The following is a 23,181-nucleotide window of genomic DNA, read 5'->3' on the forward strand; positions in this document are numbered from 1 at the left end:
TCGTGGTGCGCCATTCGGGTGACGGCGCCGGCTGGTGGACCGGCCCTGACGTGGTGGTTTCCTCATTTTTTCCGGAGGCGGCAAGGTTCGAAACCGCCAGTGTGCACACGTGCCCATGCCCCGGGTTTCGCACCACCGGGAACGGGCGTCCCTCGGGGAAGCCGTCCGCAGCCCCGGAGAGACCTGCGAGGGACAATGAGCAGGTGGAACTGCGCCAGCTGGAGCACTTCGTCGCCGTCGCCGAGGAAGCGAACTTCACCCGCGCCGCGGCACGGCTGCATGTCGTGCAGTCCGCGGTCTCCGCCACCATCAAGAACCTCGAGCGCGAACTCGGCACGCCGCTGCTGGAGCGCACCCCCAAACGCGTACTGCTCACCGATGCCGGCGCCGCCCTGCTCCCGCGCGCGCACGCCGCTCTCGACGCCGCGCGGGAAGCCGCGGAGGCGGTGGCCGAGGTCCGCGGCGGACTGAGCGGCACACTGCGGCTCGGCACGACGACCACGGTGGGGATCATCGACCTCCCCGCGCTCCTCGGCGCATTCCACCGGCGCCACCCCGGTGTGCTCCTGCAGACCGACGCCGCCGCCTCCGGCTCCCAGGGGCTGGTCGAGGCCCTCCTCGAACGGCGGCTCGACCTCGTCTTCGTCTCCCTGCCCGGACCGCTGCCCGCGGGCATCACGCTGACCCACCTCGTCACCTCGGTGCTCGACCTCGTCGTGCCGGCCCACCATCCGCTCGCGAGACGCCGCAGCGTGCCGATCGGCGAACTCGCCGGGCTGGACTTCGTCGACTTCGCGGAGGGCTACGGCATCCGGACCATCTCCGATCTGGCCTTCGAGGCCGCCGCCGTGACCCGTCGCGTCGCCCTGGAGATCACCGACCTCCCCACCGGCGTGGCCTACGTCCGCAACGGCCTGGGCGTGGCGCTGCTGCCACGGCCCGCCCTCGGCAGCACCGAGGGTGTCGCCACGCTGACCGTCGACGACGCCGATCTGGACTGGCCCTTCTCCCTGGCGACCGTGTCCGGACGCAAGCCCAGCGCCGCGGCATGCGCCCTGATCGCCATCGCGCACGAATTCCTCATCTGGCGAGGGTGAGGTGCCGCCCCGGCGACGAGGGACCTCCGGGACGCTGTTGCCCCGCTCCGGGCGAAGCTACGATGCGCTCATGCCTGAGCAGTCGCACGACCGCACCAGCCGCACTTGCGCGGTCGAGGACCTGGACTCCCGGTTGCGTACGGCGATCGCGACCGTGGCCGAGACCGAACTGCTGGGTGATGCCGCCGCGACCGCGGTCGCCTGCGTGGAGACCCGCAGTGTGCCCCGGCGCCGTACGGGCGTCTTCGCGCGCCTTCTCGGGGGCGGTCCCGCGCAAGAGACGCTGACCGCGGCCGTGTTGCTGCCGGGGCACCTTCTTGTGTCGGTCGCCGACCTGAGCACCGGGCGGACCACGGCACTTTCCGGGCGGCTGGCCGACATGACCGTCACCGAGGTCGATCAGCGACTGGCCGTCGACAGCGGGGTGTCGGTGCTGACCCGCTGGTCGAACCGGCCCGAGGCCGAGTCGATGCACGTCGCCCTCGGTGCCGACCCTGCCGGCGTCGCGTTCAAGGACATGCTGCGCCACGCCGTCCGGTCGGCCAAGGCCAGCTGACCGCAGGGCAGTTGCAGGAGGACCGCTGCCGGACGAACGGGGCGCGGCCGGCCGCGCCCCGCATCGCCGGTGGGCCTCACACCGAGGACGTCGGTGCCCCCGCCTTCCTGGCGTGCAGCACATGGCCGTCCAGGGGCATCGGCGTCCGGTCCACCAGCGCGAGACCGGCGTCGGCGAACAGCCGGGCGTAGTGGGCGGCGCGCCGCTCGCGACCGCCGACGTTGCACATCATGTGGAGGTCCCAGGCGGTCGCCAGCGAGGCCGAGCCGTCGGCCGGCAGCACGCGCTCGATCACGAGCAGGTCGGCGTGGTCCGGCATCGCGCGGGCGCAGTGGCGCAGGATGTCGCGGCAGCGCTCGTCGTCCCAGTCGTGGAGGACCCGCGAGAGGAGGTACACGTCACCGCCCGCGGGCACGTCCGCGAAGTCACCGGCCCGGAAGGCGCACCGCATGCCGTGGCCGGCCTCGTCGAGCCTGCGGCGTGCGGCTTCGACGGCGTGCGGGCGCTCCAGCAGCACCCCGTTCAGGCCGGGGTGCGCGGCGAGGACGCGGCCGAGCAGTTCCCCGTTGCCGCCCGCGATGTCGACCACCGTGGCCCCGGCGGGTGCCTCGGCCGCGGCGGCGAGGGCCGGGTGGGCCGGGACAGGGTCGAACATCGCGGATCCGGCGGCCATGGACTGGTCGAAGAGTTCGGCGAGCTCGGGGTCGCGGGCGAAATGGTCGAAGTGGTTCTCCCCGAAGAGGTGCTCGAAGGCGACCTGTCCCGTGCGTACGGTGTGCGCGAGCCCGGCGAAGGACTGGTAGAACGGGCCGCCGTACATCAGCGCCAGCGGGCGCATCGATCCCGGGGCACCCGCGCGCAGCAGGGCGCCCAGCTCGGTGAGCCGGAAGCCGTCGCGGCCCTCCTCCACTGCGCCCAGCATCGCGAGATAGCGCAGCAGCGTCGCCAGGTTCCGCGGTCGCGCGCCGATGTCCCGGGCCAGTACGTCGACGTCGGCGCCTCGCTCGGTGTCCATGGCGTCGGGGACCCGCAGCTGGGCGAACACGGCCAGCGCCTGAGTCGTCCACGCCCCGGTCATCAGGCGCAGGAGCGTTTCGCCAGGCTGCCGGACACGGTGTTCCTGGATATGGGCGGCGAGCACGTCGCGGTAGTCGCCGGGGACGTACAACTCCACACGCCGGTATCCGGCCTTGGTGTCGTCGGGCGCCGCGAAGTAGAAGACCGTGCCGTTCTCGTGCGGGTTGTAGCCGCCCCCGTCGGGGGTCGCACCGAACCGCGCGAAGACCGCGCACAAGCCGCGCAGCACCAGCGGATCAGGGGCCGTGACCTGGAAGGCGACATGCGCCTCGTGCTGCCGCTCCCGCTCGTACGCGGCGATCGCGTCGAGTCCGGAACCCTCCGGCACGGTCAGCGCGAAGACCTCGACCGTCCGGTGCGCCCCGTCCACGCCGACCACTTCGGGGCGCAGGATGGTCACGTCCAGGTCCGCGGCCCGCCGCCGGTGCCGCAGGGCCAGACGTTCGCGTACGACGACACTCGGTTGCGGCCGCTCGGCCGCGACGAGCCCGCAGTCGGTGAGCATGGTGCGCAACTCGCCCTCGTGGGAGGGGAAGACGAGCAGCGCGGCATGGGAGAAGTGGCAGTGCTCCACCAGGGCCCGCAGCTCCGGGCCGTCGAGACCGGGCAGTAGCAACGGGAGCAGGGTGACCGTGTCCTGCTCCTTGACGAAGTCGACTGTCGTGCGCAGGCGGGACGTGTCGCCCGACAACGTCGTGATCATTGAAGGAATCCTCATTCCGGTGTCCGGGTAGCGCGAAAGATGGCACGGAAGACGCGCGCGCAAGACGGCGCGCACGATGAAGGGGAGTGGTGACGGGTGGGAGAGGGGAGAGACGGACCTCAGATGCCGACGTAGTGCTCGGCGAACCAGTCCTGCCGACTGCGCGACGTACGCAGGGAGTTGATGCGGGAAGCCCGCAGGGAGTTGTGGAACATCGACTCGCCGTCCGAGCCGGACGGGCCGTGCAGCAGCCCGATCATCCAGTGCGAGAACTCCTGCGCCCGCCAGATGGACGCCAGGCACCGCGCGGAGTAGGTGTCGAGCCCGGTGGAGTCGCCGTGGAGCAGGTCGTCGACCAGGGCGCCCGCGAGGATCTCCGCCTCCAGGACGGCGAGGTTGGCGCCCTTCGCCGCGGACGGGCTGATGAGTCCCGCGGCGTCCCCGGCCAGGAACAGCGAACCGTGCCGCAGCGGTTCGAGCACATCGGACTCCAGGTCGACGATGCCTCGCTGCACGACGGGACCGCGGTGCAGCGGACCGTACTCCTTCGCCTGCATCCGCAGGTCCAGCTCGTCCCAGATACGTTCCTCGGACCAGGCCTCGGCAGGTGTGCCGCGCTCGCACTGCAGGTAGTAGCGGGTGATCTCGCTCGTGCGCGCCATGTGCCCGGCGAAACCTCGCTCGTGCACCGCGTATCCGACGGCGTCCAGGCTGGGCGGTGCCTCGGCGAGCAGTCCGAGCCAGGTGACACCGTGGTCGCAGTGGTACCGGCGCACCGAGCCGGCCGGCAGCGAACGCCGTGCCGCGCCGTGCCGCCCGTCGCACCCGGCGACGTACCGCGCCTGCCACCGGCCGGGCCGCCCGTCCGCCTCACGCACGGCCACCGACGGCCGGCCGCTGTCGGCGCCCTGGACCTCCACGGCCTCGGTGCCGAAGACGACCCGACCACCGGAATCCAGGAACCGTGTCAGCAGATCGGTGACGAGTTCCTGCTGGGGGTAGACGGTGTGCCGCTCGCCGAGCCCGAGTTCGCTGTAGTCCAGCCGGAACCGGCCGTCCGCGGTGCGGAACTCGCAGGTGCTGTGGGCCTGTCCGCGCCGCCGCAGCCCTTCGGCCAGACCGTGCCGCTCCAGGATCCGCACGGTGTTGGCCGCCAGGAACCCGGCGCGGGCCCGCGTCCGGATGTGCGCGCGCTCGGCACGCTCCAGGACGACGCAGTCGATCCCGCTGTCCTGGAGGAGGTTGCCGAGCACCAGCCCGGCCGGTCCGGCGCCGAGGACGACCACGTCGGCCGCGCTGCAGTTCTGCCCGTTGATCACGAAACGGGATCGTAGGTGACCCAAGGTGACTTACCGGACAGGAATCACCCGAATGGCCCGACCCATCTCAAGGTGCATGGTGTGCGTGTGCGGGACCGGGACAACGACAGCGGGGGCATATGCGGCCGGACCGGCTCTCACCAGCCATGACGTCCGCTGCCGCAGGGCCGGGGCCGAAAACACCATGCGGCCTGCGGCTCGACCGGGCGCGATGACGAGCCGGCCACGACCCGGATGATCGCGAGAGGCCGGGTGAGCCGTGCTTCGCGACCATGGGAGGTCAACAAAGCGCCAGGCCGGACGAATTGACGCCCACTCCGCTTCTCGGCCCGGTTCCGGGCCCAGGCCGGGCCCCGGCGGTCAGCCGTCGAGTTACGGCAACGCCCCTCAGCCGCGCGGTCGCGGGGGTGTTGTGCTCGCCCGCAGGATCACGCGACCGGCGACCCGGGTGACCGACTGCTCGGGGGCGTCCGACGCCAGGGACATCTCGATCGCGCGCCGGCCCATCTCGCGCAGCGGCAGCCCGACCGTGGTCAGGCCGGGGTCGTGGTCACGCAGCGTCGGGATGTCGTCGAAGCCGGCGACCAGGACGTCGCGCGGGGTCCGCAGCCCGGCCTCCCGGAAGGCGGCCATCGCGCCGAGCGCCATCACGTCGTTCACCGCGAAGACGCAGGCCCCCCACCGGCGTTCCGGGCGGAGCGTGGCGATGACCTCCCGCGCCGCGTCGTAACCCCCGTCCCTGGTGAACTCGCCGTGCACCACCGCCACCGGTCGGTGCCCCGCACGCCGCAGCTCCCTGACGAAGCCACTGGTGCGCTCGACGGCCGTCGCCAGCTTCTGCGGCCCTGCCAGGACGACGAAGCCGGTGGTGCCCTGCGCGATCAGCGCCTTGGCCAGCGCGGCCGCCCCGGCGCGGTTCTCCGGCGTGACGGTGTGCGCGCCCGGCAGCCGCTGGCCGATGACGGAGACCCGCCCGCCGAGTTCCCGGTAGCGGTCGAGCAGGAGCGTCAGCCGCTGCTGGTCCCGCACCCCGTCGTCGGTGTGCAGCCGCGAGCCGGCCAGGATGATGGCGTCCGTGCGGTGGCTGAGGAACGCCTCGACCGCCCGGACCTCCTGCTCGGTGCTGCGCAACGTGGTCGTGAGCAGCACTTGGAGGTCGCGCTGCGAGGCCTCGGCCTGCACGCCCGAGGCGATGGTCGAGAAGTACGGGTCGGCGATGTCGTGGACGACCAGCCCCACCAGGCCCGTACGGGCGCCGGCCAGCGCCCGCGCCTGGGCGTTGGAGACGTAGCCGAGCTCCGCCGCCGCCCGGCGGACCGCATCGGCGACCGCCGGGGAGGGCCGGCGGCTGGAGCCGTTGAGCACACGGGAGGCCGTCGACTGCGAGACACCCGCGCGGTTGGCTACGTCGGTGAGGGTCACCCCGGCCACGCGTTCACCTTTTCGTGTTGGTCGATCCACTGGTCGGTCGGGGCAGCGCCGCGCCTGTCGCCATCCTGTCACCGTCCGTGGGCGACCGTCCCGGCGGCGCCGAGGTCACCGGACACCCTCGGGGACCTGCATCCGGCGCCCCTCGGCCGACGAACGCAGCGCAAGTTCCGCGAGCTGCACGCCGCGTGCCGCGGAGACCAGGTCGTGGCGGTGCGGACGGCCGGCCGCGACGTCCCGCAGGAACTCCTCCCATTGCAGCTTGAACCCGTTGTCCAGCTCGGCGTTGGCCGGCACGTCGAGCCACTGGTCGCGGAACGACTCGGTGACCGGGAGGTCCGGGTTCCACACCGGCCGCGGGGTGTGCGAGCGGTGCTGGGCCACGCACCCGCGCAGGCCCGCGACCGCCGAGCCGTGGGTGCCGTCGACCTGGAACTCCACGAGCTCGTTGCGGTGGACGCGCACCGCCCAGGACGAGTTGATCTGCGCGATGACGCCGCCGTCGATCTCGAAGATGCCGTACACCGCGTCGTCCGCGGTCGCCCGGTACTCGCGGCCCTGCTCGTCCCAGCGGACCGGGATGTGTGTGGCGGTCCTGGCGGTGACCGCGCGGACCGGCCCCAGCAGGTTCTCCAGGACGTAGCTCCAGTGGCAGTACATGTCGACGGTGACTCCGCCGCCGTCCTCGCTGCGGTAGTTCCACGACGGGCGCTGGGCCTCCTGCACGTCGCCCTCGAAGACCCAGTAGCCGAACTCGCCGCGCAGCGACAGGATCCGGCCGAAGAAGCCCTCGTCGATCAGCCGGCGCAGTTTGATCAGGCCGGGCAGGTAGAGCTTGTCGTGCACCACGCCGGCCACCAGGCCGGAGTCACGGGCCAGCGCGGCCAGTCCGGCCGCCTGCTCCAGCGTCGGGGCGACCGGCTTCTCCACGAAGACGTGCTTGCCCGCCTCGATCGCGCTGCGCAGGGCCGCCGGGCGTTGAGCGGTCACCTGCGCGTCGAAGTAGACGTCGATGGACGGGTCCTTGAGCACCTGCGCCAGGTCGGTGCTCCACCGCCGCACCTGGTGGCGCCGGGCGATGTCGCGCAGGCGCCCCTCGTCGCGTCCGACCAGAACGGGTTCCACCTGCAGGCGCCTGCCGTCGGGCAGCAGCACGCCGCCCTGCTCCCGGATCTCCAGGATCGAGCGGGTGAGGTGCTGCCGGTACCCCATGCGGCCCGTGACGCCGTTCATGGCGATGCGCAGAGTGTCCGAGGCCGATGTCGATGCCACTGTGCCTCCGCAAGCGTGGGAATGCGTATTCCCACCGTAGGTTTCCGGTGTTTCGGCAGTCAAGGGAGCCACTCCGAACCAGCCCGGATCCCGCCCGTGTTCGGCTCCTGATGCCACATCCGGACAGCCTCGGGCGGCAGTTGAGCCCGGTCGTGTTCCGGCCGACCCCCTCCGGAGAGCCGACAAGGATGCTTTTGCTGCCTTTACTCCATTCGTTCCCTGCCGGTTCCGCGGATCCCGATCCTGCCCTTGACACCACCCGAAGGGGCTCCTACTTTCGCCGGAAAGCGCATTCCCAACCCGCGAAAGCAACGCCGGACCCGCGAACGAACCACACGTACAGGGGTGCTCCGATGAGTCATGCGCGTACCGCGGCGGTGGACTACACCGCCGAGGTGTTCATCGACGGCCGGTTCGAACCTCCCGCATCCGACTGGCTGCCCGTCCTCGACAAGGGATCCGGGGCCGCGCTCGGCCGCTACGGCAACGCGTCCGCGGCGCAGGTCGACCGCGCGGTCGCCGCGGCCGGACGGGCCCAGCCGGAGTGGGGGGCGACCGACGCCAACACCCGGTGCGCCCTGCTCCGGGCCTTCGCCGCCGAGCTGGGACGCCGCCACGACGAGCTGATCGAGCTCATCGTCCGGGAGACCGGCGGCACCACCGAGAAGGCCGAGGAAGAGCTCGACCAGGCCGTCAACCAGCTGCTCAACTCCGCCACCCAGCTCACCGAGAACGCCGGCTCGGTCCTTCCCCCGTACAAGGGCGGCAAGATCTCCCTGTCCCGCGCCGTGCCGCTGGGCGTCATCGGCCTCATCGTCCCGTGGAACTACCCGATGAGCCTGGCGATGCGGGCCGTGGCACCAGGACTGGCCTACGGGAACGCGGTGGTCCTCAAGCCCGCCGAGCTCACCCCGATCGCCGGCGGCCAGGTGCTCGCGGAGGCGGCCCGCGCCGCCGGGATACCGGACGGCGTGTTCGCGGTACTGCCCGGCGACGGGCCGGGCACCGGCGGCGCGCTCTACCGGCACCCCGGACTGGACCTGATCCACTTCACCGGGTCCTTCGAGGTCGGCCGCGAGATCACGGACTTCGCCGCCCGGGCGGGCAAGGCCGTCGTGACCGAACTCGGCGGCGACAACGCGTTCGTCGTGCTCGAGGACGCGGACATCGACCAGGCGGCCGCCTGCGCGATCTGGTCCTCGCTGTGGTACCAGGGCCAGACGTGCATCAGCGCGGGGCGGCACATCGTCCACCGGGAGGCGGCCGACGCCTTCACCGAAGCCGTCGTGGAGCGGGTCCGGAGGCTCCGCGTCGGCGACCCGCTGCGCGACGAGGTCGACCTCGGCCCCGTGATCAGCGCCGTCCAGCGCGCCCGCTTCCACGACGGACTCGTCGAACTGTCCGTCGCGGCCGGCGCGAAGATCGCGGTGGGCGGCACGTACGACGGGCAGTTCTACCAGCCGACCGTGCTCACGGACGTCACGCCGCAGATGCCCGTCTTCCGCGAGGAGACCTTCGGGCCCGTCATGCCCATCACCGTGGTGGACTCCGAGGCCGAGGCCCTCGAACTCGTCAACCGCCACCGCACCCTGATGAACTCGGTCTTCACCGGCGACCCGCTGCGCGGTCTCGCCTTCGCCGAACGCGTCGCCAGCAACGAGGTGCACGTCAACGACGGCTACGCCCGTCACGGCGGCGAGGGACAGCTCGCCGCGTTCACCCGCCGGCAGTGGGTCGGCCTGCAGACGTCCCCGGTGTCCTACCCGGCGTGGGCGCAGGGGAGTTAGCCCCCGGCGGTACACCCGGCACATCCGGCAGCAGGCCACCGCGACCAGGCAACCACACCGTCAAAGGAGACACCGAAGTGCTCGGGGGCAATCTCAGAAGAACGGCAATCCTCGCTCTGGCCGCCACCACGGCCCTGACCGCCCTGGCCGCCTGCGGCTCGTCGAAGGACTCCGCCGGCGGGAAGGACGACGGACCCATCACGCTGACCTACGTCAACTGGGACGGCGGCATGCAGGACGTGGTGGACGAGTGGAACCGGCTCAACCCGAAGGTGCAGGTGAAGCTCAGCAAGCCGTCCGGCACGGGCTACACGCTGTACAACAAGCTGATCACCAACAACCGGGCCGGCACCAACCCGGACATCACCGAGGTCGAGTACCAGGCGCTGCCCGCCCTGATCGCGAACAAGGTGGTCGTGCCGATCGACGACTGGGTGGGTGACATCTCCGGCGACTTCGACAAGGCATCCCTCGCCCAAGTGCAGTTCGAGGGCAAGACCTACGGTGTTCCGCAGAACATCTGCCCGATGGTCTTCTTCTACCGCAAGGACGTCTTCGACAAGCTCGGCCTCAAGGCGCCGACCACATGGGACGAGTACGCGGCCGCCGCCGCGACGGTCCACAAGCGCAACCCCAAGCAGTTCATCGGCAACGTCACCGCCGCCGACGCGGGATGGTTCGCGGGACTGGCCCAGCAGGCGGGGGCCGACTGGTGGACGGCCTCGGGCAACAAGTGGACGGTCGCCATCGACGACGCCCCCACGAAGAAGGTCGCCGACTACTGGGGCGACCTGGTTCAGAAGGGGCTGGTCAGCCCGGAGCCGAACTGGTCCCCGCAGTGGAACACCGACATGAACAACGGCACTCTCGTCGGCTGGGTCAGCGCGCAGTGGGCGCCCAACCAATTGCCCGGCATCGCCAAGGACACCGCCGGCAAGTGGGTCGCCGCGCCGCTGCCCGCCTGGACCGCGGGCGACAAGACCGTCGGCATCTGGGGCGGCGAGACCGAAGCGGTGACCGCCAACTCCAAGCACCCGGCGGAGGCGGCCAAGTTCGTCAAGTGGATGAACTCCTCCGCGGGCGGCGCGAAGATCCTCATCGAGAAGGTCAACGCGTTCCCCGCCTCGAAGACCAACCAGCAGTCGGAGGCCCTCAAGACGCCGCCGCCGTTCATGTCCAACCAGCCGGACTACTACGCCCTGATGGCCCAGCAGGCGGCGAACGTGCGGACCTTCCAGATCTGGGGACCGAACGCCAATGTCACCTTCGACAGCTACTCCAACGCCTTCGCCGCCGCGTTGCAGAACAAGACGCCGCTGTCCGCGGCACTGACCGAGATGCAGAAGGCGACGGTCGACGACATGAAGCAGCGCGGCTTCGACGTCACCGGCTGACCGACGCCACCGCCGCCCCCAGCCCCACACGACAGGAGGACGGGTTCATGAGCGCCATCGAGGAGCAGGCAGGTCCACGCCCCAGGCCCGGCACACGGCCCCCGGGCGCGGGTCCCCGCCGGCTCCGCGGTGGCCTCGCCCCGGACTCCGGCCCCCGGCCCCGGGGGCGACGGCGTACGCTGCTGCCGCAGTTCCTGCTCCTGCCCGCAGTGCTGCTGTTCCTGCTGTTCACCGTCGCCCCCGGCCTCTACGCCCTCTACCTCAGCTTCCTCAAACCGCAGATCGGCGGCGGCCTGCTCGGCAACGAGGACCCGCACGACGTCTTCGCGGGCCTGGAGAACTACCGGGCCACCCTCACCGACTCCGAGTTCTGGCACAGCATCCTGCGGATGCTGATGGTCGCGGGCATCGGCGTGCCCGCCACGATCTTCTTCGCCACCCTGTTCGCGCTCTGCCTCGACGCGAAGCGCGCACGGCTGGTCGGCATCGCACGACTGGCCATCTTCCTGCCGTACGCCGTACCGGGTGTCATCGCCTCACTGCTGTGGGGCTTCATGTACCTGCCGGCGACCAGTCCCATCGGCGGCGACCACATCGACTACTTCGGTTCCGCGGAGGTCTTCTTCTCGGTCGCCAACGTGGCGGTGTGGGGCGTTCTCGGCTTCAACATGGTCGTGCTGTACACCACGCTGCGCGGGCTGCCGCGCGAACTGTTCGAAGCCGCCGAGATCGACGGCGCGAGCGAGCTGCAGATCGCGCTGCGCATCAAACTCCCGCTGCTGGCCCCGACGATGACCCTGGTGACGGTGTTCTCGCTGATCGGCGCGCTGCAGCTGTTCAACGAACCGACCACCCTGAAGCCCATCGCCAATGCCATCAGCTCGACCTGGGTGCCGCTGATGCGCGTCTACACCGACGCCTTCGTCAACAACGACATCCACAAGGGAGCGGCCACCTCGTTCCTGCTCATCGTCATGACCGTCACGGCCACCGCCGTCGCCAACCTGCTCCTGCGCAGGATGTCCCGAAGGAGTGAGCGATGACCGCCGTCACCACCGGCCCCGCCGCGGAGGCCGCGCGCCGGCGGACCGCCAATGGCCGGGTCGTCAACCTGGTCCCCACGATCATCCTGGCCCTCGGCGCCCTCTATTGCGTGCTGCCCGTGCTCTGGATCGTGATCGCGTCCACCAAGACCAACGACGAGCTGTTCTCCACGCCGCCGTTCCAGCCCGCCTTCCACGGCGGCTTCGTCTCCAACATCCAGGCGCTGTTCACCTACAACGACGGCATCTTCGTCCGCTGGGCGCTCAACTCCGTCGTGTACGCGTTCGGCGGCGCCGCGCTGTCGACGGCCATCTGCGGCTGCGCCGGGTACGCGCTCGGCAAGTACCGCTTCCCCGGCAGCATCTGGACGTTCCGGATCATCGTCGGCGCGGTCCTGCTCCCGCAGATCGTGCTGGCCATCCCCCAGTTCCTGATGCTGGCGAAGGTCGGCATGACCAACAACTACGCGGCGGTTGTCCTACCGCAGCTGGTCAGCCCGTTCGCCATCTACCTGTGCAAGATCTACGCGGAGGCCTCGGTCAGCGACGAGATCCTGGAGGCGGCCCGCGTCGACGGGGGCTCGGAGGCGCGGATCTTCCTGTCCATCGGCACCCGGCTCATGGCCCCGGCCCTGGTGACCGTGTTCCTCCTGCAGTTCATCGCGATCTGGAACAACTTCCTGCTGCCGTTCGTCATGCTCAACACCGACCGCCTCTACCCGCTCACCGAGGGGCTGTACGGACTGCTGATCATCACCGGCGGCCAGGCCGCCCAGTACTCCATCGTCATCATCGGGGTACTGTTGTCGATCATCCCGCTGGCACTGCTGTTCCTGTCGCTGCAGCGCTACTGGCGGGTCGACCTGCTCTCCGGGGGAGTGAAGGCCTGATGCGTCACGGTGCAGGCCCCCGGCCCGCCGTGGCGGCGCTGCCCCGCCTGGGCTTCGGGGCGGCGGCCATCGCGCAGCCGCCCGTACCGGACGACCAGGCCATGGAGTGTCTCGACGCGGCATGGGACAGCGGTTTCCGCTACTTCGACACCGCGCCCATGTACGGCGACGGGCGCTCGGAGCTGCTCCTCGGGCGGATGCTCCGGGACCGGCCGCGCGACTCCTACCTGCTCAGCACCAAGGTCGGCCGGCTGGTGCGCCCCGGCCACCCCGACACGGCGCGCACCGGCGCGGGCTGGATCTACGACTTCAGCCACGACGCGGTGCGTACCTCCCTCGACGAGAGCCTGCGGCGGCTGGGCGTCGACCGGGTGGACCTGGTCTTCCTCCACGACCCCGACCACCACTGGGAGCAGGCACTGAACGGCGCGTGGCCCGCCCTCGCGCAACTGCGGGACGAGGGGGTCATCGGCGCGGTAGGGGTCGGCATGGTCCAGGCCCCCATGCTCGCCCGGTTCATCCGGGAGACCGACATCGACATCGTGCTGGCGGCCGGCGTCTACACCCTGCTCGACACACAGGCCCGCCTCGAACTGCTGCCCGCGGCCGAGCGCCGGGGCGTCAAGGTCGTCGCGGCCCAGTCCCTGCACGGCGGGCTCATCGACGGAGTGGTGCATCCCCAGTTCCGCTACCGGCCGGTGACCGAGGAGATCCGGGCGAGGGCGGCGCGGATCGCGCGCGTCTGCCACGAGTACGGTGTGCCCACCGCCGCCGCCGCACTCCAGTTCCCGCTGGGACACCCCGCCGTCTCCTGCGTCCTCACCGGACCCGCCTCGTACGACCAGGTCCGGCAGAACCTCGACTGGGCGACGACCGACGTCCCGCCCGCCCTGTGGCGGCGGCTCCGCGAGGAAGGCCTGCTGCTCCCGGTCCCCGTTCCCGCCGCGCCCGCGGCCCGCCCCTGGAGCATCCCGTGAAGCGCATCGTCGTCCTCTCCGGCGTGACGGGGGCCGACGACCCCTGGCACGACTTCACGGCGACCTCGAGGGCCATCGCGTCCTGTCTGGACGACGCCGGGTGGACGTGCACCGTCGCGACCACCGACCGGTCGGACCGCGCAGGCCTGCCGGACGCCGACCTGCTGATCGTCAACAGCGGTCTGGACTCGCCCCCGGGCCCGCCGACCGGACCGCCGACGGCACTCCTGGACTACCTGGCCTCCGGCCGGCCCCTCCTGGGCGTGCACACCGCGGCCAACACCTTCGGGTCGGTGCCCGCATGGACGGAACGCCTCGGGGTGCGCTGGGTGACGGGCCTGTCGATGCACCCGCCGATCGGCCCGCAGCGACTGACCCCTGCCGCAGGCCCCGTGCTGGCCGGCCTCGGCGAGATCACGGTCCACGACGAGCTCTACAGCCATCTGGAGCTGCTGCGGGAGGCGGACGTGCTCCTGGCGCACAGCCTCGACGGCCGGGACCACCCGCTGGTGCTCGCCCGGCAGGACGGCAGCCGGCGCACGGTCTACGACGCCCTCGGCCACGGCGTCGAGTCCTACGCGTCCGCCACCCGCCGCGAACTGCTCCGCCGCGAGGTCCGCTGGCTCCTCGCCGAGACCTGATCCGCCCGGCATGGCGAGGGCTTGCGCCGTTGGGCGGTGGTGAGGCGCCGTGGAGACTGCGCTGAACACGATGTCTCTGTATCCATCGCCTTGGGGAGGTGGGCGTGAGGACCCTGGTGCCGGATGCCGTGGCAGAGACCTTGCGACGTACCGGGCGTGAGACGGTCCGCCTGTACGTGGCGGCATGCGTGGAGCGGATGGCGCCGCTGCTCGTGGGGTTGCGGGCCGGAGAGGCCGGGCGAGAGACCGACATGGATCTGTACGTGGAGTCCGCTCACGCCCTCTGGTACGCCGACCGCCCGGTTGCCGACGCCCTTGATCGCGTCCGCGCGCTGGAGCGGTTCGCCGAACTCCAACCACGTGAAGAGGAGGTGTCGGGCGTCGCCGACAGGTACGCCCCCTTCGCCGTCCTGGTCATGCGTCACGCTCTCCTGGCGAACGCCGGCGGGAGTGCGGAGGACGCGATGTCCTGCGGCCATGCGGCGCTCACCGCTGTGAGGATGCTGGACCGGAACGTGGGAGGCGTTGCCTTCCGTGCCGAAGAAGAGCGGCTGCAGCTCCTTTCGGTGGCCGTTGACATCGCGGGGTTGTGGGAGGCGAGCGTTCTCGCGGGGCGTGAACGCCTGCGCGCTGTGCTGAGCCGCACCGCGCAGGGACCAAGGTGAGGCCACGGAAGCCTGATTGCCGGGACGTAGACGACGTTTTGGGCGGTGCGGACGTCACGGGCCCGTCGTCAGGGGCGCCGGGGAGGCGCTGTCGTCCGCCGGCGGGGGGACCGCGTCGGCGATGAACGCGCGGGCGGCCGTTAGCTCCTCGCGGGCGGCGGCTTCGATCATGTCGAGGAAGGCGTAGGCGTCGGGGCCGATCGGCAGGCGCAGCGGCGTCGCGTCCGACGCGACGAGCCGCAGGACGTGGGTGGCGAAGGTCCCGGGGTCGCTGAGGGCGGGGTTGTCGGCCATGCCGCGCATGCCCGTACGGGTCTCGCCCGTGCTCTGCGCGTAGGACGGGATGCAGGTGGCCGCGTCGGTCAGCGCCGTGCCGTAACGGGTGGCGAACGCGCCCGGTTCGACCACGGTCACCCGGATCCCGAACGGTGCCACCTCCGCGGCGAGTGCCTGGCTCATGCCCTCCAGCGCGTACTTGCCCGTCACGTACGCGGACAGCCCGGGAAAGCCCATCCGGCCCGCGAGGGACGAGATGTTGACGATGTGGCCGGAGCCCTGGCGGCGCATCAGCGGCAGGACCAGGCGCGTCAGACGCCAGGGGGCGACCGTCAGCACCTCCAACTGGTCGCGCAGTTCGTCGTCCGAGACCTCCTCCAGCGCGCCGAGCAGGCCCGTTCCGGCGTTGTTGACGAGCACGTCGACCCCGCCGAAGTGCTCGACGGCGTGGGCCACCGCGGCCTCGCAGTGGCCCGGGTCGCGTACGTCCAGCGCCGCGGTCGTGACCCGGCCCGGGTACCGGGCCGCCAGATCCTCCAGCACGGCCGGTTGCCGTGCCGTGGCGACCAGCAGGTCACCGGATTCCGCGACAGCGCTCGCGAGCGCGTACCCCAGTCCCGAAGAACACCCCGTCACCAGCCATCGCCGCGTCATACGCCCCCCTGTCGCAGTCCTGCTCGCGGCTGCAACCGAGCCGCCCCCGCGTCGATCCTGACAGGCGGGAACGGCTCTCGGCAGGAGCGCACGGGAGCGGGGGCGGCGCACATGGGTCGCTACCGGGCACCGCACGCCCGCGCGCCGCCGCGGTGCGGCTCTCAGGCGGGAACGCGGCCGACCTCCGCGGCCAGCCGCCGGGCCTCGTCCACCGCGTGGGCGATGTCGTCGACGGGGAAGAGCACGTGGCGGACCGTCCGCTGCCGGTCCAGTACGAGCACGCTGCGCTTGAGCCGCGGCCGTCCGGCGGCGTGGAAGGTGGGCAGGCGCAAGGCCGCGGCGAGATGAAGACGGGCGTCCGACAGGAGCGGGTACGGCACCGACTCCGCCTGGGCGAAGGCGGCCTGCTCGTGGGGGAGTTGGGTGCTCACGCCGTGGACGGCGGCGCCCGCGTCCCGGAAGGCGGGCCAGGCGTCGCGGAACAGCCGGTTCTCGAGGGTGCAACCGGCCGCGCCGGGCAGCGGCTCGTCCCACCGCACCCCGGTGGCGGGGTAGGTGAACAGGACGGTCGCGGCGGCGTCGGGGGAGACCGCGTCGCGCGGTGTCCCGTCAGTGCCCGGCAGTTCCAGCCCCGCGGCCAGCCGGGTGCCGGTTAGGGAGTGCACGCGGGCGTGCTCCGCGCTGTCCTCGGCCGCCGTGGCGGTCAGGCTTCCGTCGCCCAGCACCCACCGGTCGCCCCAGTCCTGCATCGCCACCAGGAGGGGGAGCAGCCCGGCGCCCGCGTCGGTCAGCAGGTACTCGTACCGGACCGGGCGGCGCTGGTAGAGGCTGCGACGCAGGACGCCGTTCGCGACGAGCCGTCCGAGGCGTTCGGTGAGGACCTTGCGGGACAGGCCCAGTTCCGCGGCGAGGGCGTCGAAACGTACGTGGCCGCGGGCCACCTCGCGCAGGACCAGGACGTTCCACCAGTCGCCCAGGACCACGGCGGCCTGGGCGATCCCGCAGGTCGCGTCGGCGTTGTGCATCTTCATGGACCCATAGTAAGTTCCCTCCGGGAACTCACTTTGTTTCAACGAGGAACTTATTCCGGATCCGAACGTGAGGAGCTGCACCATGACCGCCATCACCCGAGTCCTCGGGCGCGAGATCATCGACAGCCGGGGCAACCCCACCGTCGAGGTGGACGTCGAGCTGTCGGACGGCTCGACCGGCCGTGCCGCCGTACCCTCCGGGGCGTCGACCGGCGCCCGCGAGGCCGTGGAGCTGCGCGACGAGGACCCCGGCCGCTTCCACGGCAAGGGGGTGCGGCGTGCCGTCGACGCCGTCAACGAGACCATCGCCGACACCGTGACGGGCCTCGACGCCGAGGACCAGGCGGCCGTCGACACGGCGCTGATCGAACTGGATGGCACCCCCAACAAATCCCGGCTCGGCGCGAACGCCACCCTGGGCGTCTCGCTCGCCGTGGCCAAGGCCGCCGCGGCCGCCCACCGCCTGCCGCTGTACCGGTACGTCGGCGGCGTGGACGCGCGACTGCTGCCCGTGCCGATGATGAACATCATCAACGGCGGCGCGCACGCCGACAACCCGCTGGACTTCCAGGAGTTCATGATCGCCCCGATCGGCGCGGCCACCTTCGCCGAGGCCGTCCGCATGGGCTCCGAGGTCTTCCACACCCTGCGCCGCGACCTCGTCGCGGCCGGCCACAGCACCGGTGTCGGCGACGAAGGTGGATTCGCCCCGAACCTGCGGACCGCCGACGAGGCCCTGGACTTCGTCGTCCGCGCCGTCGAGCGCACCGGCTACAAGCCCGGCGAGGACATCACCGTCGTCATGGACCCCGCCACCTCGGAGTTCTTCCGGGACGGGGTCTACGACTACGCGGGCGAGGGCATCCGCCGCACACCCGAGCAGCACGTGGACTACCTCGCCGCACTGGTCGACCGTCACCCGGTGGCCTCGATCGAGGACCCCATGGCCGAGGACGACCTCGACGGCTGGCGGCTGCTCATGGCCCGCCTCGGCGACCGCTGCCAGCTCACCGGCGACGACGTGTTCTGCACCAACGAGACCCTGCTGCGCGAGGGCATCGGCAACGGGATCGCCAACTCGATCCTGGTGAAGGTCAACCAGATCGGCACCCTCACCGAGACCCTGGCCACCGTCGGCACCGCCCACCGGGCGGGCTACACGGTAGTGATGTCGCACCGCTCCGGGGAGACCGAGGACACCACGATCGCCGACTTCGCCGTCGCTACCGGCTGCGGTCAGATCAAGACCGGGTCGATGTCCCGCTCGGACCGTACCGCCAAGTACAACCAGCTCATCCGCATCGAGGAGGAACTGGGCGCCCAGGCCCGCTACGCGGGCCGGGACGCGCTCGGCCTTCGCCGGTAGCGCAGGCCGAAAGGGGCCTCCGTGCGGCCGGGATACCATCCGCCTGTGTCGACGATCTGCCTCTTCGGTGTCGGGCGCATGGGTGAACCCATGTGCGGCAATCTCGTCCGCGCGGGACACGAGGTGCGGGCCTTCGACGTACGGCCCGAATGCCGGGAAGCGGTCCTGTCGTGCGGGGCCCAGTGGCCGGGCTCCGCCCTGGGCGCGGCGAAGGGGGCGGACGTCCTGCTCACCGTCCTGCCCGGACCGGCCGAGGTCGCGGAGGCCGTCGGCGACGGGGTGCTGGAGGCGCTCGCGCCAGGAGCCGTCTGGATCGACATGAGCAGCAACACCCCGACGGCGGCGGTTCCTTGCCGGGAGCGGGCGGCCGCGCACGGACACGGATTCCTCGAGGCACCCATCGGCGGATCCCCCGAGGACGCCGCCGCGGGACGGCTGCGGCTGTTCGTCGGAGGTGAGACCGCACTTCTCGACCGCCATCGCGCGGTCCTGTCCGCGGTCGCCGACCGCCTCACCCACGTCGGTGGCCCCGGCACCGGCTACACCGCCAAACTGCTCGTGAACCTCCTGTGGTTCGGCCAGGCGGCGGCCACCGCGGAGGCCCTGCTGCTCGGTGACCGCGCCGGCATAGACCTGGGCGTGCTCACGCAGGTCCTGGCCGAGAGCCCGGCCTCCAGCGCGTTCATCAGGAAGGACCTGCCGGCCCTCCTCGCCGGTGACTACCTCCCCAGTTTCGGCCTGGACCACATCCGTGACCAACTCGCCACGGTGACCGCCCTGGCAGCGCAGCTCGGTACGCCGCACGCCATCGCGGACACCGTTCGCCTCCTCCACGAGGAGGCACTCGACCACTACGGCCCCGCCGACGGCGAACTGCTCGCGGTGGCACTCCTCGAAGCCAAGGCCGGAACCCTGCTGCGCCACCCGCCCCGGCCCGCCGTGTGAGGTCCCGCAACGGGGCTGCCGGCTCGATCCAAATCCGATTGCCCCTTGGACGGCCGACTGGGCATCCTGCGGGGATGCGCTTCTCGATCAACGTGCCCAACTTCGGGGACTTCGCGGACCCCCGCAACGTCGCGACCGCGGCGGCCGCCGCCGAGCAGGCCGGCTGGGACGGATTCTTCGTGTGGGACCACGTACTGCACCGGCGGCACCAGGGGCGTCCCTTCGGCGACCCCTGGATGCTGCTGACCGCCGCCGCGCTGGCGACCTCCCGGATCCGGCTGGGCACCCTGCTGACGCCGGTTCCCCGTTACCGCCCGCAGCAGCTCGCCCGCCAGGTGGTCACGCTGGACCACCTCAGCGGTGGCCGGGCGATCTTCGCCGCGGGCCTGGGCGGTCCGGTCGAGGACGAGTACGCGAGCTTTGGCGACACCGCCGAGCCGCGCGTCCTCGGCGAGCGCCTTGACGAAGGACTGGAGGTACTCAGGCGCTTCTGGTCGGGCGAGCCGGTGAACCACTACGGCCGGCACTACGAGGTGCGGGACGTGACACTCCTGCCCGCCACCGTGCAGCAGCCCGCTCCGCCGGTCTGGATCGGGGGGTTCTGGCCGCGCCGGGCGCCCATGCGGCGGGCCGCGCGATGGGACGGTGCGGTGCCGCTGTTCGAGACGGCCCGGCATGGTCAGGTGCCGGACGTGGCGGAGGTGCAGGAGCTGGTCAGCTTTGTGCGCAAGCACCGTACGGCCGGGATCGAGCGCCCCTTCGAGTTCGTGCTCGGCGGTGCGACGCCCCTGGACGCGGCGAAGGCCAGGGACGTGATCGGGCCGTTGCGCGACGCCGGCGCCACATGGTGGGACGAGCGGCAGGTCCAGAGCAACCCGGACCTGGACCGCCTGCTCCCGGTACTGCACCGCATCGAGGCGGGCCCGCCGTCGGTATGACGGAGCCCGGGGCCGCCATTCTGACCTTTTTTGTGTGCACTTGGTAACTGACCGTCGTGCGGTACATTCCGCGGGTGATGAGGCGAAGGGCCTGGTCGGTCCTCCTGGAGTCGCTGAGCGCATTCTTCGCCGGCGAGTCGGCCGGAGAGATCCTCAACGGCAAGTGGAAAAGCGACATTCTCCTCCGAATCGGCGACCGCAATGTGCTGGTCGGCGAATGGCCATCGACCACCTGCTGGGCAACTCCGGTGCGTACGGACGGTCGGCCGCAGGTAACTGTCAAGTTTCCTGTTCAGGCGCCGGTGCTGTCCTTAAGAGTTGCCCCGGCGAGTCGGCCACGGGGCATTTGAGACGCGGCCCTCTTCGAACTCGCGAACCACCCCTGCGAGAACGTCATGGACGGCCGTCACTGCGCGATCGACATCGCCGTCAGTAGTTCGCCAGTTAACGACCGAGATGCGCATGACGCGCATTCCCCGGTAAGTAGATCCGCCGAACCACGCCTGGCCAGTGGCCTGAATTCGGTCGATGATGGTATCGGTGTGCTGGTCGTGGCCGCCATCAGGGGCAAGGAAACGTACCAGGCCCTGGTTGATCTGTGGGGCCACGATCACCTCGGCCCCGGGCAGAGCGCCGATCGCAGTGACGAGGCGCTGAGCATGGCGAGTGCAGCGTTCCACTGTTTCGGCGATGCCCTGTCGTCCCAGAGAACGCAGGGCAGCGTAGACAGCCACGCCGCGGCCGCGGCGCGACCACTCGGGATTCCAATCGATCTGATCACGTGCCGGCGGGCCAGAGCTCACAGAAGCGCTTGCGTCGCCAGCGTGCACGAGATAGCTCGCTCGAGTGGAGATGGCCGCGCGGTGTGCATCCGGGTGCGCGACGAACACCAAACCGGAATCGAAAGGCACATTCAGCCACTTATGGGCGTCGGTGGTCCATGAGTCCGCGAGCTCCAGACCAGTCAGCAGGTGACGGTGGGTTGGGCTGACCGCAGCCCAGAGCCCGAACGCACCGTCGACATGTACCCAACTGTCGTATGTGTGAGCAAGCCGGCATGCCCGGGTGTAGTCGTCAAAGGCACCGGTGTTGATCTCACCGGCCTGCAGGCACACGATGGTCGGGGCGTCGGCGTGCTCATCGAGCGTTCGTTCCAGTTCAGCCAGGTCGATTCGGTCGTGCTCGTCGTGTCCCACTGCCACCAGCGCGTCGGTACCGATTCCCAGTAGTCGTGCGGAACGCTGGATGGAGGCGTGCTCCAGACCCGAGGTCAATACGCGTACTGCCGGTGCGCCGGCCAGGCCCTGTCGCTCAACGTCCCAGCCGCGAGACTCCAGCAGGTGATGGCGTGCGGCGGCCAATGCGGTCAGGTGGCCCATCTGTGTTCCGGTTGTGAAAGCGAAAGAGGCGGAGCCGGGTAGCCCGAGAAGCTCCTTGAGCCATTCTCCGGTGATCTCTTCGATCACTGCCTCCGCCGGGCCGCACGCGTACAGCGCGGCGTTTTGATCCCACGTCGATGTCAGCCAGTCCGCGGCCAACGCAGCAGGAACACCGCCGCCGATCACCCACCCGAAGAACTGCCCACCTGCGCTGCCGAGCAGTCCGCCGGCCGTATCGGATACAAGCTCATCCAGGACAGTCTTTGCCGCCTGAGGTTTGTCCGGCAGTGGGCGGTGCAGTGCTTTACGCAGATCGGGCAGCGCGGCGGCGGCGTGTACAGGACGATCATCAAGGCTTTCCAGGAAGTCGGCGGCGTGCGCTGCGGCCGCGGCGAGCAAGTCACGTGTCGTCACGTTCATCTCCAAGCTCCCACTCGGTGGACATGAGCCGCGAATGTATCCAACGACGTCCTGTGGTTCTGGCGGAAATCAGACATGGAGGTCGACGGGCTCGTCGGGGATTGCCGCCCCCTTTTTGTGAGCGCCTGCCGCGTGCTGGTGATGTTACCGCTGAGGATGATCTTGTACTTCTGGAGAGAGCCGGGGTAGATCACTCCTGGTGAGAAATCGAATATTTAGTGCCCATCTTGTTGCTATTGGGTGATAGGTGGCGTACTCGACCTGAGGTAGAGCTAGCTATACCGCTCGGGTAGCGCAGCCTCACCCAGCTGTGCTAGCTCATGTGCCATAGCGCTGCGAGCGGCCCTTTCTCTACCGTCGTCTCATGCGAACTCGACTGATCTCCGCAACTGGTGCCGCCGAACGGACACCAGATTCCGACCGCAAAACTGTTCGACTGCATTCGGTGCCCGTGATCGGGTTGCTGCTGGTGGTCAGCGCAGCTTTGGTGGCAGCATTCGAGCCCGCCCCCAGGACCCTCCTGAGTCCAACCTTCGGGGCTTACAGTGACGCGAAACTGCGGGACGCCTTCGGGCGTGCTCTCGTCGAGTATTGGCGAAGCGGAACTCCGGCGTTCCCCGCCCACCTGACGACGCTGGTCGACTACTGGTTCCAGTGGCATGCGATCAAGGTGGCAATCAGCTCGTTGTCGGTCATTGTCTTCGCCCTGCTCGCCGCCGCGCTGTGGCAGAGATATCTGCGTGCCCAGGCCTGGTACGCGGCGTTTGCCATCGCCGCAACGGTGTCGACGGTTGCCGCCGTGGTTGTGTTGATGTTCAACATCCCGGCGACGGCCGTACCGATGGGCGCGTTGCTCGGGGTGCTACCCGGTGGAACCGCCGACGGGAAACTCGCACAGGTTTTGAGTGAAATGCGCGAAGGACTGAGGCATTCGGCCGGCCCGCACGCTGGTTCCCCCGCGCTGACGGTACTGCTCGGCGATGTCGAGCGATACGACTGGGTCATGGTGGTGGTATCCGCCACGCTGATGGTGGCGACCGTCCTCGTGAGCGTCCTTTTCTGGAGGCGGCGTATCGCCGCCGTCCCAAGCGCCACCCGCGTGAGATTCATGAACACTACACTCGGTGTCATCACGGCCCTGACCGCATGTCTGCTGCTACTCGCGACAGTGGCCTATACATTCTCGGCGCTGGACCCCGCCGCCTCGCTGCTCGGCATCATGCGCCTGTAGAGCTCGTAACACGATCATGTGAATCGTCTCTGGTGGGCGTGTCCGGTGCGACGATTCCGCCGTTCGTGGGGTGTGAGCAGGAAGCCGTGGAT

At 70.4% G+C, this 23,181-nt stretch carries 20 protein-coding genes; 13 read left to right on the top strand and 7 right to left on the bottom strand.

What is annotated here, in order from left to right:
* The first annotated feature begins 203 nt into the window (after positions 1-203).
* Complete coding sequence (locus ACIP9H_RS37270; protein WP_401591004.1) at positions 204-1,097, top strand: LysR family transcriptional regulator; 894 nt, start codon at positions 204-206, stop codon at positions 1,095-1,097.
* Between the two features lie 70 nt (positions 1,098-1,167).
* A complete protein-coding gene (locus tag ACIP9H_RS37275) occupies positions 1,168-1,653 on the top strand; it encodes a hypothetical protein (protein ID WP_401591007.1) in 486 nt (161 codons plus the stop codon).
* 76 nt (positions 1,654-1,729) lie between these two features.
* On the opposite strand, the gene ACIP9H_RS37280 is transcribed toward ACIP9H_RS37275, so the two are convergent.
* The 4 genes from ACIP9H_RS37280 to ACIP9H_RS37295 all read right to left on the bottom strand — a co-directional run bounded on the left by ACIP9H_RS37280 (position 1,730) and on the right by ACIP9H_RS37295 (position 7,413).
* On the bottom strand, positions 1,730-3,433 hold the full coding sequence (locus tag ACIP9H_RS37280; protein ID WP_401591009.1) for a methyltransferase: 1,704 nt from the start codon (positions 3,431-3,433) through the stop codon (positions 1,730-1,732).
* Between the two features lie 119 nt (positions 3,434-3,552).
* Positions 3,553-4,719 carry a 4-hydroxybenzoate 3-monooxygenase gene (locus tag ACIP9H_RS37285; protein ID WP_401591119.1) on the bottom strand — a complete coding sequence of 389 codons (1,167 nt, stop codon included), beginning with the start codon at positions 4,717-4,719 and terminating at the stop codon, positions 3,553-3,555.
* 420 nt (positions 4,720-5,139) lie between these two features.
* Positions 5,140-6,183 carry a LacI family DNA-binding transcriptional regulator gene (locus ACIP9H_RS37290; protein WP_401591012.1) on the bottom strand — a complete coding sequence of 348 codons (1,044 nt, stop codon included), beginning with the start codon at positions 6,181-6,183 and terminating at the stop codon, positions 5,140-5,142.
* Positions 6,184-6,288: 105 nt separating this feature from the next.
* Positions 6,289-7,413 (bottom strand): Gfo/Idh/MocA family protein, encoded by a 1,125-nt coding sequence (locus ACIP9H_RS37295; RefSeq protein ID WP_401591122.1) that lies wholly within the window; start codon positions 7,411-7,413, stop codon positions 6,289-6,291.
* 392 nt (positions 7,414-7,805) lie between these two features.
* Between ACIP9H_RS37295 and ACIP9H_RS37300 the strand changes: the two genes are divergently transcribed.
* The 7 genes from ACIP9H_RS37300 (at position 7,806) to ACIP9H_RS37330 (ending at position 14,849) form a co-directional block, all read left to right on the top strand.
* Positions 7,806-9,239, top strand: coding sequence for an aldehyde dehydrogenase family protein (locus ACIP9H_RS37300; RefSeq protein WP_401591015.1), 1,434 nt, complete (start codon positions 7,806-7,808; stop codon positions 9,237-9,239).
* 77 nt (positions 9,240-9,316) lie between these two features.
* Positions 9,317-10,633: an ABC transporter substrate-binding protein gene (locus ACIP9H_RS37305; protein ID WP_401591017.1), complete on the top strand. Its 1,317-nt coding sequence runs from the start codon at positions 9,317-9,319 to the stop codon at positions 10,631-10,633.
* Positions 10,634-10,680: 47 nt separating this feature from the next.
* The gene (locus tag ACIP9H_RS37310; RefSeq protein WP_401963412.1) at positions 10,681-11,676 is read left to right on the top strand and encodes a carbohydrate ABC transporter permease; all 996 of its coding nucleotides are present in this window, start codon (positions 10,681-10,683) and stop codon (positions 11,674-11,676) included.
* Positions 11,673-12,566, top strand: a complete 894-nt coding sequence (locus ACIP9H_RS37315; protein ID WP_401591022.1) for a carbohydrate ABC transporter permease — start codon at positions 11,673-11,675, stop codon at positions 12,564-12,566. Before ACIP9H_RS37310 ends, ACIP9H_RS37315 begins: the two co-directional genes overlap by 4 nt.
* A complete protein-coding gene (locus ACIP9H_RS37320) occupies positions 12,566-13,543 on the top strand; it encodes an aldo/keto reductase (RefSeq protein WP_401591025.1) in 978 nt (325 codons plus the stop codon). The genes ACIP9H_RS37315 and ACIP9H_RS37320 overlap by 1 nt, the downstream gene beginning before the upstream one ends.
* Positions 13,540-14,184 (top strand): ThuA domain-containing protein, encoded by a 645-nt coding sequence (locus tag ACIP9H_RS37325; RefSeq protein WP_401591028.1) that lies wholly within the window; start codon positions 13,540-13,542, stop codon positions 14,182-14,184. The genes ACIP9H_RS37320 and ACIP9H_RS37325 overlap by 4 nt, the downstream gene beginning before the upstream one ends.
* Positions 14,185-14,288: 104 nt before the next feature.
* Complete coding sequence (locus ACIP9H_RS37330) at positions 14,289-14,849, top strand: hypothetical protein (protein ID WP_401591031.1); 561 nt, start codon at positions 14,289-14,291, stop codon at positions 14,847-14,849.
* Positions 14,850-14,903: 54 nt separating this feature from the next.
* Here the strand turns inward: ACIP9H_RS37330 and ACIP9H_RS37335 are convergent, their stop codons facing one another.
* Positions 14,904-15,779, bottom strand: a complete 876-nt coding sequence (locus ACIP9H_RS37335; protein ID WP_401591033.1) for an SDR family oxidoreductase — start codon at positions 15,777-15,779, stop codon at positions 14,904-14,906.
* Positions 15,780-15,940: 161 nt separating this feature from the next.
* The gene (locus tag ACIP9H_RS37340) at positions 15,941-16,810 is read right to left on the bottom strand and encodes a winged helix-turn-helix transcriptional regulator (protein WP_401591036.1); all 870 of its coding nucleotides are present in this window, start codon (positions 16,808-16,810) and stop codon (positions 15,941-15,943) included.
* 82 nt (positions 16,811-16,892) lie between these two features.
* Between ACIP9H_RS37340 and eno the strand changes: the two genes are divergently transcribed.
* From eno to ACIP9H_RS37355, 3 genes are all read left to right on the top strand, one after another.
* The gene (gene eno / locus ACIP9H_RS37345) at positions 16,893-18,176 is read left to right on the top strand and encodes a phosphopyruvate hydratase (RefSeq protein ID WP_401963415.1); all 1,284 of its coding nucleotides are present in this window, start codon (positions 16,893-16,895) and stop codon (positions 18,174-18,176) included.
* 45 nt (positions 18,177-18,221) lie between these two features.
* Positions 18,222-19,121 carry an NAD(P)-dependent oxidoreductase gene (locus ACIP9H_RS37350; protein ID WP_401591042.1) on the top strand — a complete coding sequence of 300 codons (900 nt, stop codon included), beginning with the start codon at positions 18,222-18,224 and terminating at the stop codon, positions 19,119-19,121.
* Positions 19,122-19,195: 74 nt separating this feature from the next.
* Entirely contained in the window at positions 19,196-20,059 is an 864-nt protein-coding gene (locus ACIP9H_RS37355; protein WP_401591044.1) for an LLM class flavin-dependent oxidoreductase, read from the top strand.
* Positions 20,060-20,370: 311 nt separating this feature from the next.
* On the opposite strand, the gene ACIP9H_RS37360 is transcribed toward ACIP9H_RS37355, so the two are convergent.
* Positions 20,371-21,858 (bottom strand): pyridoxal phosphate-dependent decarboxylase family protein, encoded by a 1,488-nt coding sequence (locus ACIP9H_RS37360; RefSeq protein WP_401963417.1) that lies wholly within the window; start codon positions 21,856-21,858, stop codon positions 20,371-20,373.
* A 364-nt stretch (positions 21,859-22,222) separates the two neighbouring features.
* Here ACIP9H_RS37360 and ACIP9H_RS37365 point away from each other — a divergent pair, with 364 nt between their 5' ends.
* On the top strand, positions 22,223-23,089 hold the full coding sequence (locus tag ACIP9H_RS37365; RefSeq protein WP_401963419.1) for a hypothetical protein: 867 nt from the start codon (positions 22,223-22,225) through the stop codon (positions 23,087-23,089).
* The last annotated feature ends 92 nt before the right edge of the window (positions 23,090-23,181 follow it).

The organism is Streptomyces sp. NPDC088732, from assembly GCF_044751205.1.
In the GTDB taxonomy this organism is placed as follows: Bacteria; Actinomycetota; Actinomycetes; order Streptomycetales; family Streptomycetaceae; genus Actinacidiphila.